The 11,137-nt window shown below is 66.3% G+C and carries 10 protein-coding genes; 6 read left to right on the top strand and 4 right to left on the bottom strand.

Annotated features, from left to right (window positions below):
* Nucleotides 1-55 precede the first annotated feature (55 nt).
* From FJ949_RS01545 to FJ949_RS01530, 4 genes are all read right to left on the bottom strand, one after another.
* The gene (locus FJ949_RS01545) at nucleotides 56-1,588 is read right to left on the bottom strand and encodes a YifB family Mg chelatase-like AAA ATPase (RefSeq protein ID WP_140491665.1); all 1,533 of its coding nucleotides are present in this window, start codon (nucleotides 1,586-1,588) and stop codon (nucleotides 56-58) included.
* Nucleotides 1,589-1,773: 185 nt separating this feature from the next.
* Entirely contained in the window at nucleotides 1,774-2,715 is a 942-nt protein-coding gene (gshB, locus tag FJ949_RS01540; protein ID WP_140491663.1) for a glutathione synthase, read from the bottom strand.
* Between the two features lie 73 nt (nucleotides 2,716-2,788).
* A complete protein-coding gene (locus FJ949_RS01535; RefSeq protein WP_140491661.1) occupies nucleotides 2,789-3,163 on the bottom strand; it encodes a GtrA family protein in 375 nt (124 codons plus the stop codon).
* Nucleotides 3,164-3,167: 4 nt separating this feature from the next.
* Nucleotides 3,168-4,178, bottom strand: a complete 1,011-nt coding sequence (locus FJ949_RS01530) for a glycosyltransferase (protein ID WP_140491659.1) — start codon at nucleotides 4,176-4,178, stop codon at nucleotides 3,168-3,170.
* Nucleotides 4,179-4,342: 164 nt separating this feature from the next.
* On the opposite strand from FJ949_RS01530, the gene FJ949_RS01525 reads away from it, so the two are divergent.
* The 6 genes from FJ949_RS01525 to FJ949_RS01500 all read left to right on the top strand — a co-directional run bounded on the left by FJ949_RS01525 (nucleotide 4,343) and on the right by FJ949_RS01500 (nucleotide 11,045).
* The gene (locus FJ949_RS01525; protein ID WP_140491657.1) at nucleotides 4,343-6,139 is read left to right on the top strand and encodes a GtrA family protein; all 1,797 of its coding nucleotides are present in this window, start codon (nucleotides 4,343-4,345) and stop codon (nucleotides 6,137-6,139) included.
* Nucleotides 6,140-6,280: 141 nt separating this feature from the next.
* Complete coding sequence (locus FJ949_RS01520; protein WP_140491655.1) at nucleotides 6,281-7,630, top strand: EAL domain-containing protein; 1,350 nt, start codon at nucleotides 6,281-6,283, stop codon at nucleotides 7,628-7,630.
* A gap of 157 nt (nucleotides 7,631-7,787) precedes the next feature.
* The gene (locus FJ949_RS01515; protein ID WP_140491653.1) at nucleotides 7,788-8,555 is read left to right on the top strand and encodes an SDR family oxidoreductase; all 768 of its coding nucleotides are present in this window, start codon (nucleotides 7,788-7,790) and stop codon (nucleotides 8,553-8,555) included.
* Complete coding sequence (locus FJ949_RS01510; RefSeq protein WP_140491651.1) at nucleotides 8,552-9,523, top strand: 2-dehydro-3-deoxygalactonokinase; 972 nt, start codon at nucleotides 8,552-8,554, stop codon at nucleotides 9,521-9,523. Before FJ949_RS01515 ends, FJ949_RS01510 begins: the two co-directional genes overlap by 4 nt.
* The gene (locus tag FJ949_RS01505) at nucleotides 9,523-10,167 is read left to right on the top strand and encodes a 2-dehydro-3-deoxy-6-phosphogalactonate aldolase (protein WP_140491649.1); all 645 of its coding nucleotides are present in this window, start codon (nucleotides 9,523-9,525) and stop codon (nucleotides 10,165-10,167) included. Before FJ949_RS01510 ends, FJ949_RS01505 begins: the two co-directional genes overlap by 1 nt.
* Complete coding sequence (locus tag FJ949_RS01500; protein ID WP_140491648.1) at nucleotides 10,164-11,045, top strand: SMP-30/gluconolactonase/LRE family protein; 882 nt, start codon at nucleotides 10,164-10,166, stop codon at nucleotides 11,043-11,045. The genes FJ949_RS01505 and FJ949_RS01500 overlap by 4 nt, the downstream gene beginning before the upstream one ends.
* Nucleotides 11,046-11,137: the final 92 nt, after the last annotated feature.

Genomic DNA, 11,137 nt, shown 5'->3' with positions numbered 1-11,137 from the left:
CCGGAGAGTTGAAGCCGGCAGGCGTTCCGCTTCCCTCCTCTCGAAGCAGCGCGAACTACGCCGCCTGCGCCACTCGCTCCGAACTCATCCGGTAGGAGATCGCTTCGGCCAAGTGAATGCGGCCGACGGTCTCGCTGGCGTCGAGATCGGCCAGTGTTCTCGCCACCTTCAGCACGCGGTGATAGGCCCGCGCCGAGAAGGCGAGCTTTTCGCTGGCGTCCTTGAGCAGCGACAGGCCCGATGCGTCGGGCATGGCGATCTCCTCGATGACCGCCGGCGCGCAATGCGCGTTTGTGGTGGCGCTGGTGACGCCGAGCCGTTCGAAACGCTCGCGCTGGAGGGTGCGGGCACGCGCCACGCGCAGCGCCACGTCGGCGCTCTTCTCCGCCCGGTCGGGCCGGATCAGGTCGCTGGCCGAGACCGCCGGCACCTCGATCCTGAGATCGATGCGGTCGAGCAGCGGTCCCGAGATGCGCGCCTGGTAATCGGTGCGGCAGCGTTCGCCGCGCAGGCAGCGATAGCCGGGCTCGCCGGCCATGCCGCAGCGGCACGGGTTCATCGCCGCCACAAGCTGGATGCGCGCCGGATAGGTGACGCGGTGGTTGGCGCGCGCGATCATGCAGTCGCCGGTCTCGAGCGGCTGGCGCAACGCGTCGAGCGTCTGCGGCGTGAATTCGGGAAATTCGTCGAGGAACAGCACGCCGTGGTGCGCAAGCGACACTTCGCCCGGCCGCGCCCGGATGCCGCCGCCGACCATCGCCGCCATCGAGGCCGAATGGTGCGGCGCGCGGAACGGCCGCCGGTCGGTCAGCTTGCCCTCGCCGAGCTCGCCGGCGACGGAGGCGATCATCGATACTTCGAGCAATTCCTTCGGCGCCAGCGGCGGCAGGATCGACGGCAGCCGCTGCGCCAGCATCGACTTTCCCGATCCGGGCGGGCCGACCATGAGCAGGTTGTGCCCGCCGGCCGCCGCCACCTCCAGTGCCCGCTTGGCGGTTTCCTGGCCCTTGATGTCGGCAAGATCGGGCAGGTCGCGCGCCGCGGCATGGATGCCGGCTTCAGGCCGCGACAGCACCTGCGTGCCGCGAAAATGATTGGCGATGGCGATCAGGCTGCGCGGCGCGAGTATGTCGAAGTCCTTGCCGGCCCAGGCGGCTTCGGGGCCGCAGGCGAAGGGGCAGATCAGGCCCTTGCCTTCGGAATTCGCGCCGATCGCGGCCGGCAAGGCGCCGGCGACCGCGGCAATGGTGCCGTCGAGCGAGAGTTCGCCAAGCACGACATAACCGGCCAGCATGTCGCCCGGAATGGCGCCAAGCGCCGCCATCAGGCCGAGCGCGATCGGCAAATCGTAGTGGCTGCCCTCCTTGGGCAGGTCGGCGGGCGCCAGATTGACCGTGACTTTCTTGGACGGCATCGACAGGCCCGACGCGTGCAGCGCCGCCTGCACCCGTTCGCGGCTTTCGGCAACCGCCTTGTCGGCCAGGCCGACGATGTGCATGTTGACCTTGCCGGGCGCGATCATCACCTGCACGTCGACCGGCACGGCCTCGATGCCCTGGAAAGCAACCGTGCGAACCCGCGCCACCATGTCTTGTCCCCGGATCTGGGTTTGCCCCAAGCCTTCTACAATCAGGCCGCGAAGGGCCTGGGCCGGACACAATCACAATTCCTCGGTTAAATCAAGAACATTACAGGAACGCGCAATCGCCTAAGTTGCGGCTCGATTGTCTCCGGTTGCAAAAACGGAACATGGTTAATACAAAGTGAAAACGGCTACTTCCGCTTGGCCTCCACCGCGTCCCAGAACAGGCTGGCGATGTCGGCGCCGCCGAAGCGCTTGACTTCGCGTACGCCGGTCGGCGAGGTCACGTTGATCTCGGTCATGTAGTCGCCGATCACGTCGATGCCGACGAGGATGAAGCCACGTTCCCTCAGTGCCGGCCCGATGCGGGCGCAGATCTCGCGTTCGCGCTCGGTCAGCTCGGTCTTCTCGGCGCGGCCGCCGACATGCATGTTGGAGCGGGAATCGTGCTCGGCCGGCACCCGGTTGATGGCCCCGACCGGCTCGCCGTCAATCAGGATGATGCGCTTGTCGCCCTTGCGCACGTCCTTGAGGTAGCGCTGCACGATGTAGGGCTCACGGAACAACTGGCCGAACATTTCGAGCAGCGAGGCGAGGTTGCGGTCGGCCTCCAGCAGGTGGAAGATGCCCGCTCCGCCATTGCCGTAGAGCGGCTTGACGATGATGTCGCCGAATTCCTTGCGGAAGGCGGCGACCTCCTGGGGATCCTTGGTGATCAGCGTTTCCGGCATCAGGTCGGGAAACTCGGTGACGAAGATCTTTTCCGGGCTGTTGCGCACCCAGGCCGGGTCGTTGACCACCAGCGTCCTGGGGTGGATGCGCTCCAGTATGTGCGTGGTGGTGATGTAGTTCATGTCGAAGGGCGGATCCTGTCTCAGCAGGATCACGTCCATCTCCGACAGGTCGGTGCGCACCTTCTCCCCCAGCGAATAGTGGCTGCCCTTCTCGTCGCGTACCTGCATCTCCTCGATGCGGGCGAACACCTTGCCGTCGCGCAGCGACAGCCGGTCGGGCGTGTAGTGGTAGAGCTGATGGCCGCGCCGCTGCGCCTCCAGCGACAGCGCGAACGAAGTGTCTCCGGCGATCGACACGGTGGAGATGTGGTCCATCTGGACGGCGATTTTCAGCTTCATGGCAGGTCCCCAGCACGGTCGATGAGAGAGCGATATAGGGGTCCCGGCGCCTTCTGCCAATCGGGCCACGCCGCTAGCGGTCGAAGACCAGCCTGGAATAGCCGAGAAAGGACAGCCCCATGGCGGCCAGCGAAGCGAAAGCAAGGGCGGCCAATGGCGGGGTTGTCGGCAGGACGACAAGGATGGCGCAGTAGACCAGATAGTTGGCGATGCTGGTGGCGATGCCGACGCTGCCATAGCGCACGCCTTCCCGCACCAAGCCGCGGCTCGACGGCGAGAAGGTCAGATGCCGGTTTGTCTGCCAGGTGACACAGAGTGCAAAGCCGATGGACAGCATGCGGGCGCTGAAAGGGCCGAGCGGCGTGACCGCAAGCAGCAACCAGAGGGCGGCCGCGTCGGCGACGAAGCCGATGCCGCCGGCAAAGACGAAGCGGACGAGACGGCTCACCGCTTCATGCGGCGCGAGGCGTCTTGCCTGGGCCGGCCTTCGCGGCAGTCGGCTCGCTGGCGCGCTCGCGCCGCTCTATGCGGCCCGAAGGCATCGACAGGTAGAAGATGCGCTTCTGTTCGGCGCGGCCGCGCGACACCGAGTCGAGGATCACCCCAGTCACACCAGCCAGCATCGAGAGCAAGAGCAGGCCGACCGACAGCACCCATGTCGGCATGCGCGGCACCAGCCCGGTCTCGGCGAATTCGACCAGCACAGGCGCCATCAGGAACAGGCTCGACACCAGGAAGACCAGGGCGAAGGCGCCGAAGAAACGCAGCGGTTGCGTTTCCTTCATCAGCATGGCGAACATCCACAGGATCCTGGCGCCGTCGCGAAAGGTCGAAAGCTTCGACGACGAGCCGTCCGGCCGCTTGCCGTAATCGAGCGCGATCTCGCTGACGGGCAATTTGAGCTGCGAAGCATGAACCGACATTTCGGTCTCGATCTCGAAGCCGCCGGAGACGGCCGGGAAGCTTTTGACGAAGCGCCGGGTGAAGACCCGGTAGCCCGAGAAGATGTCGGTGAAATCGCTGCCGAACAGCCCTTTATAGAGGCTGTTGAAGACGCGGTTGCCGAAGGCATGGCCGGTCCTGCCGGCATCGTTGGTGACGCCGCGGCGGGTGCCCACCACCATGTCGGAGCGCTCGGTCAGAAGCGTGTTGATCAATTGTGGCGCGTCTTCCGGCGCATAGGTGCCGTCGCCGTCGGCCATCAGGTAAATGTCGGCGTCGATGTCGGCGAACATGCGCCGCACCACATTGCCCTTGCCCTGGCGCGGTTCGCGCACCACGATGGCGCCGGCGGCACGGGCCCTGAGCGCGGTCAGGTCGCGCGAATTGTTGTCGTAAACATAGACCGTTGCCAAAGGCAGCGTCTCGCGGAAGCGCCGCACCACCTCGGCGATCGTCAATTCCTCATTGTAGCAAGGCAGGAGCACGGCAATGGTGGGTTCGTAGCGAAGCTCTTGCGGCATTTTCCTCTCCGGGTGCCTCGCCGCCACACGCGGTTCGCGCCGAAAGTCAGGCGCGTTCAGGCGGTTTTACTATTTATTGAAGCCGTTAAGGCTAGGTTTAAGGCCGGACCGTACGAGTGTCGATTGGCCGGAAAGGCCCGGCATTCCTGCCAGGGGCGATGGGGATGAGCACAGCCAGCAACGGCGCTTCCACCTGGAAGTCCGACATCGCGTTTGCGTTGCTTGCCGCCTTGCTGCTGCTGGCGCTCGATCTCCATGCCGGATTCCCGCAACTGGCCAACCCGGCCGGCGACAATGACAGCCTGCTGCAACTGGTGGAGGTTCGCGACCTCCTGGCCGGCCAGAGCTGGTTCGACCTGCACCAGTACAGGATGGGGCTGGAGGGTGGCTTCGTCATGCACTGGTCGCGGCTGCTCGACGCCCCGCTGGCGCTTGGCATGCTCGCCCTGTCGGCCCTGACGGGCAGTGCCGCTTTGGGCGAGCAGGTCGTGCAGGTGCTTTGGCCTCTCCTGCAATTCTGGCTCGCGCTGTTCTCCATCATGCGCGCCGCGCGCGCTTTCGCCGGCGAGCACGCGGTCCTGCCCGCTGCGGTGGTCGGCGGAGCGGCTTTGTATTATCTCGGAATCTTCTCGCCCGGCGCACTCGATCACCACAATGTCCAGCTGATGCTGACCTTGGCCGGCCTGGCTTTGCTGCTCGAAGCACCTCGCCACCGGCCCGCCGCCCTGTTTGCCGGCGCGTGCGCCACGCTGGCATTGGCGATCGGCATGGAAAGCGCCCCCTATGCTGGAACCCTGGGCGCCATCGTCGCCCTGCTGTTCCTCGTCAGCGGTGGCGGCGAAAGGCTGATCGCCAGGGATTTTGGCTTGGGCGTCACCGCCGTCTCGGCCCTTGTTTACATCACCACCATACCGGCGTCGGCATGGGGACAGACCCAGTGCGACACCTTCTCGACCGTGCAGTTCGTGGTTGCCGCGCTTGCCGGCGCCGGCCTTGCGGTCATCGCCTCATGGGGCGCCGCCAATGCGACGTACGGCCGTCGCCTGGTCTCGCTCGGCCTGCTGGCGTTCGTGCTTATCCTTGTCGTGATGTTTCTGTTCCCGCAATGCCTGGCTGCCCCCTATGCCGGCCTCGACCCGCGCCTCCAGCAGATGTGGCTCGGTCATATCGACGAAGCGCAGTCGATATTCCAGCTCGTCGCGGCCGATCCGGCCAGAGCGGTGGCGCGCTTCGCGACGCCGCTGGTGGCGATCGTCCTGATGGCGCTGCGCCTCGGCAAGGGCGGCTGGCGGCGGCAGGACAGTCTCGTCGGCGCGCTGCTGGTGATGGCTTTCCTGGTCAGTGCCTGGGAGGTCCGCGGCTCGACCTTCTCCATCGCCTTCGCGGTGATCCCGCTTTGCGCCTGGATCGCCGAATGGCGGCAGCGCGCCGAAAACAGCCCGTCCGGCGGCTCCGTGCTCCGTATGGCCGCGGCCTGGCTGATCTCGGTCAATGCGGTTTGGTCCAGCGCTGCCGAGGCGGCATCGAGCGCCTTCCAGACCGGTGCGGCCGTCACCAATGCCGGCATCGATGCACCTTGCAACAGCAAGGCCTCGTTCGCCGCGCTCGCCCGCATGCCTGACACCACGGTGCTGGCCATCTCCAATCTCGGCTCGCCGATCCTGGCCTTTACCGGTCATCGCGCGCTCGCTGGGCCCTACCACCGCAACGTCGCCGGAAACCTGCTCGTATTCGATGCCTTGCTGGGCTCGGCCACTGACGCGAAAGCCGTCGTGGCAAACCATCGCGTCGGGATTGTCGCGCTCTGCCGCGGCAATCCCGAAACCAGGCTTCTCGCAACCAAGGCGCCTGACGGCTTTCTGGCCGGGCTGATGCATGGCAGCGTGCCGGATTGGCTGGAACCGGTGGCGGAGACCCAGGGCACGCCGCTGGAGCTCTATCGCGTTCGCCCCGCCGGTTGAGCGACGACGCCCTTGAGCCCGGGCGGCTTTGCGGAGGGCAACGCGCTCTAGCGGCGAAAAATCGATTTTCCCGATACGTTTCCTAAAGGGTTTGCTGCCAGTCTCGGAAATAAATTCCGACTTCGAGAAACAGGGACACCGATGCAAACTTCGTTTGGCACCGGTCAGGCAAACAGGGAGAGCACGGATCTGGCATTCACCGATCCGTTGACCGGGCTTGGCAACCATCGCCGCTTCTTCGACAAGGTCGATCGCCTGATCAGCGACCGTGCCGACGATCCCGCGCCCTTCACCGTCGGCATTCTCGACCTTGATGGATTCAAGCCGATCAACGATCTGTTCGGCCACAAGGCCGGCGACGACATCCTGATCCAGGTGGCGATGCGCCTGCGCGCCTCGATGGACGGCCATTCCACCGTCTGCCGCATCGGCGCCGACGAATTCGCCTTCCTCTATCCGCTGGTGTTCAGCGAGGAGGCGGCCGCCGAAAAGTCGCGCATGCTGATCGAAATCCTGTCGGCCCCGTATGATGTCGGCGAACGCACGGCGAGGCTGTCGGCCTCCGTCGGCTGTTCGCTGTTCTATTCCGGCGACGAGACCACCGAGATCCTCATCAACAAGGCCGAAACGGCGCTTTACCATGCCAAGCGATCCGGCCGCGGCCGGGTCGTCGTCTATACCCGCGAAATGGAAGAGGCGGCCAAGCGCGTCACCCGCATCGAGCAGGCGCTGCGCCGCGCCGTCTCGGCCGGCGAGGTGGAGCCGCATTTCCAGCCGATCGTCGACCTCACCACGCGCCGCACCATCGGCTTCGAGACGCTGGCGCGCTGGACCGACCGCGATCTCGGCTCGGTGCCGCCGACCGTCTTCATTCCGATCGCCGAGGAGCGCGGCATCATCGGCCCGCTGTCGCAGCTAGTGCTGCGCAAGGCGACCGAGGCGGCGAGGAGTTGGCCGAAGGACCTGTTCCTGTCCTTCAACCTGTCGCCCTCGCAGCTCGTCGACCAGAACACCGGCCTGCACATATTGGCGATCCTCGACCGTACGGGCTTCGATCCGCGCCGGCTGGAGATCGAGATTACCGAGACCGGCCTGATGAACGATCCGGCCTCGGCCGCGCAGATCGTCGAGGACCTGCGCCGCGTCGGCATCCGCGTCTCGCTCGACGATTTCGGCACCGGCCAGTCCTCGCTCGGGCGGCTGCGCGAATTCCATTTCGACAAGTTGAAGATCGACCGCGCCTTCGTCTCCTCCATTCTCGATGACCGCCCGTCGGAGCACATCATCCGCGCCATTCTCGCAATGTGCGAAGGGCTCGGCATGGATGTCGTCGCCGAAGGCATCGAGGAAGAGGCGCAGGCCGACCGCCTCGTCCAGTTCGGCTGCGCCGGTGGGCAGGGCTATCTGTTCGGCAAGCCGGCCGATGCCGACGCCACGCTCGGCTATCTCCGCGATTCCTTCCGCGGCGCCTTGCGCGCCAAGGCAATCTGACCGGGCGATTGACCGGTCCTCGATCGAGGACCGGCCGTGCCTGTGCGTGGTCTCCAGGCTTTTTGTCAGACATAAGCCTCAAAATCCGTCTTTTCGCCCTTGCCCGCCGGATCGGTCTGGCTAGGATGCGCGCCGGTCAACCCGGGAGACGAAAACCATGATGCCATCGGCACGTTTTGCCGACCTCGAAGGCGCTTCGGTGCTGATCACCGGCGGCGGCTCCGGCATTGGCGCGGCATTGACCGAGGGTTTCATGCGCCAGGGCGCCAAGGTCGCCTTCATCGACATCGCCGACAAGCCCAGCACCGCGCTTGCCGACCGCATCGAGAAAGAGCTCGGCCGCCGGCCGCTCTACCTCAAGTCCGATCTGCGCGACATCGAAGCGCTCCGGGCGTCTGCCGCGAAGGCGGCCGAAGCGCATGGCGACGTCACCGTGCTGGTCAACAATGCCGCCTGGGACGAACGCCACGCCGTCGAAGACGTGACGGTGGAGTTTTGGGACAACAACCAGGCGATCAACCTCAGACCGCATTTCTTCACCGCGCAGGCGGTGGCGCCGGGCATGAAGCGAGCCGGCGGCGGCTCGATCATCAATTTCACCTCGACCTCCTACCTGATCAACCACCCCGACATGCCGGCCTACACCGCCGCCAAGGCGGGCATACTCGGCCTCACCAAGGGTTTGGCCGGCAAGCTCGGGCCCGACCGTATCCGCGTCAACGCCGTCGCGCCCGGCTGGGTCATCACGGAACGGCAGCAGGAACGCTGGGTGACGGAGCAGGCGCTTGCCTCTCATGTCGCCAAGCAGTGCATCAAGGACGTCATGCGGCCGGACGATTTGGTCGGCACCGTGCTGTTCCTGGCCTCGGACGCCTCGCGCATGCTGACCGCGCAAATGCTGATCGTCGACGGAGGTTTCCTGTGAGCCCCGGGTTTGCCGGCCCCCGATTTGTCGGCAATGTGCCGGCGGTCGCGGCGCTCGATTGGGGCACGACCCGGCTTCGTGCCTGGCTGATCGACGGCGGCGGCAAGGTGCTTGCCGAGCGTCGCGGCGACGACGGACTGATCACCGCGCGCGAGAAGGGCTTTTCCCGGGTTCTCGAGGGTCATCTCGCCGCCATGGGCGCGCCGGAAACGCTGCCCGTCATCATCTGCGGCATGGCAGGCTCGCGCCAGGGCTGGCTCGAAGCGCCCTATGTCACCGTGCCGGCGCCGATCGGCGCCATCCTGGCCGGCGCGGCCCGCATCCCGGGGGAGAGCCGCGACATTCGTATCGTGCCCGGCCTTGCCCAACGGCTGGCCGATGCGCCAGACGTCATGCGCGGCGAGGAGACACAGCTTGCCGGCGCCGGTTTGCCGGCAAAGGGGCGTGAAATCGTCTGCATGCCGGGCACCCATTCGAAATGGGTTCTGGTTGAGGACGGCGCCGTTGCCGGCTTCGGCACATGGCCGACCGGCGAGCTGTTCTCGGTGCTGGCCGCGCATTCGATCCTGCGCCATTCGCTCGGCGAGCATCCCAAGCCGGTCGACCCGCAGAACCCTTTCTTCCGCCGCTGGTGTGGTGCGGCGTTGACCGAAGGTGGCGACGTCACCGCAAAACTGTTCTCGATCCGCGCCGCCGGTCTGCTCCAGGACATGAAGGCCGACGATGCCGCGGCCTGCCTGTCGGGCCTGCTGATCGGCGGCGAGATCGCCTCGGCGAGGCGCCGCCAGGCCGCGGGCGCCACATCGGTGGTGCTGATTGCCTCCGGCGCGCTTGCGGCGCTTTATCGGCAGGCGCTCGGCCTTGCCGGGCTTGGCGTGCGGACCGTCGACGCGGATGAGGCGGTGCGTGCCGGCCTGGTCGAGGCGGCGCGCGAAAACGGCATGATCGCCAGAACCGGAGTTGCCTGATGAACCAGACCGCTGCGTTCCCGAAGCTCAAGCGCGGGCTGGTCGCCATCCTGCGCGGCCTCAAGCCTGCCGAGGCGGTGGCGATCGGCCAGGCGGTCTTCGATGCCGGCATCGAGGCGATCGAGGTGCCGCTCAATTCACCCGATCCGTTCGCGTCCATCGCCGCCATCCTCAAGGCGCTGCCGCCGGCCGCGCTGGTCGGCGCCGGCACGGTGCTGACGCCGGCCGATGTCGATGGCTTGCACGAAGCCGGCGGCCGGCTGCTGGTCAGTCCCAATATCGATGCCGAGGTGATGGAACGCGCCATGCAATACGGCATGGTCACCATGCCCGGCGTGTTCACGCCCACGGAGGCCTTCCTGGCGATCCGGCTCGGCGCCTCGGCGCTGAAATTCTTCCCGGCAAGCGTGCTCGGCGCATCCGGTATTTCCGCCATCCGCGCGGTGCTGCCGGCTTCGACATTGGTCGGCGCGGTCGGCGGCGTCTCAGAGAAGGACTTTGCCGGCTACAAGGCGGCCGGCGTCACGGTTTTCGGGCTTGGTTCCAGCCTGTTCAAGCCGGGCATGAGCGTCGAAGACGTGGCCGCGCGGGCCCAGGCGGCGGTGACGGCCTGGGACGCGGTGTTCGGCGGAGACGCAGGATGAGCGAAGCGATCGTTTCGGTTTTTTCCGACCATGTCTGCCAGCTCGGCGAGGGGCCGAGCTACGACCCCGCCACAGACACGCTCTACTGGTTCGACATAGTCAAGGGCCATCTCCTGGAAAAGCGCCTGTCCGGCGGCGCGGCCCAGGTGCACGAGCTTGGCCGGATGGCCAGCGCTATCGCCATCATCGACGACAAGCGCCAGCTGATCGCCACCGAAACCGGGCTTTTTGTCCGCGACGTCGCCACCGGCAGGATGACGCTGCACACACCTGTCGAGGCCGACAATCCGGTCACCCGTTCCAACGATTCCCGCGTCCATCCCTGCGGCGCCCTTTGGACCGGCACGATGGGCAAGGGCGAGGAGAAGGGCGCCGGCGCGATCTACTGGTTCTTCAAGGGCGAATTGCGCAAGCTGTTCTCCGACATCACCGTGTCGAACTCGATCTGTTTTTCCGCGGACGGCGCGCTCGCTTATTACACCGACACCTCGACCGGCCTGTTGATGCGCGTCGCTTGCGATCCGGCGACCGGCCTGCCGGCGGGCGAGCCGAAAGTGTTCGTTGATCACCGGTCGGCCAAGGGCTTCGTCGACGGCTCCGTGCTCGACCGCGACGGCATCCTGTGGAATGCCGTCTGGGGCGGCAAGGTGGTTAAGGGCTACGCCCCGGACGGCAAGCTGGTGCGCACGATCGCCATGCCGGTGACGCAGCCTTCCTGCCCGGCCTTTGTCGGCAAGAACGCCAGCCGGCTGGCGGTTACATCGGCCTGGCACGGCAAGGACGACAAGCAGCGTCAGCTCGACCCTCAGGCCGGCATGACCTTCCTCCTCGACATCGAGGTCAATGGCCGGTTCGAGCCCCGCGTGCTGATCGCCTAGGGCACCTCAGGTGATGCCGGCCTTTTCGGCTCGGCCTGACGCGAGTCTCGGTACCCCGATGCACCGCGTCTGACGGGATCATTCGGCCGGCT

Origin of the sequence: Mesorhizobium sp. B2-4-1, from assembly GCF_006442185.1 — a bacterium.
Lineage (GTDB): Bacteria > Pseudomonadota > Alphaproteobacteria > Rhizobiales > Rhizobiaceae > Mesorhizobium.
Note: the sequence above shows the minus strand (reverse complement) of the source record. Positions and strands in the feature narration are given on the sequence as shown.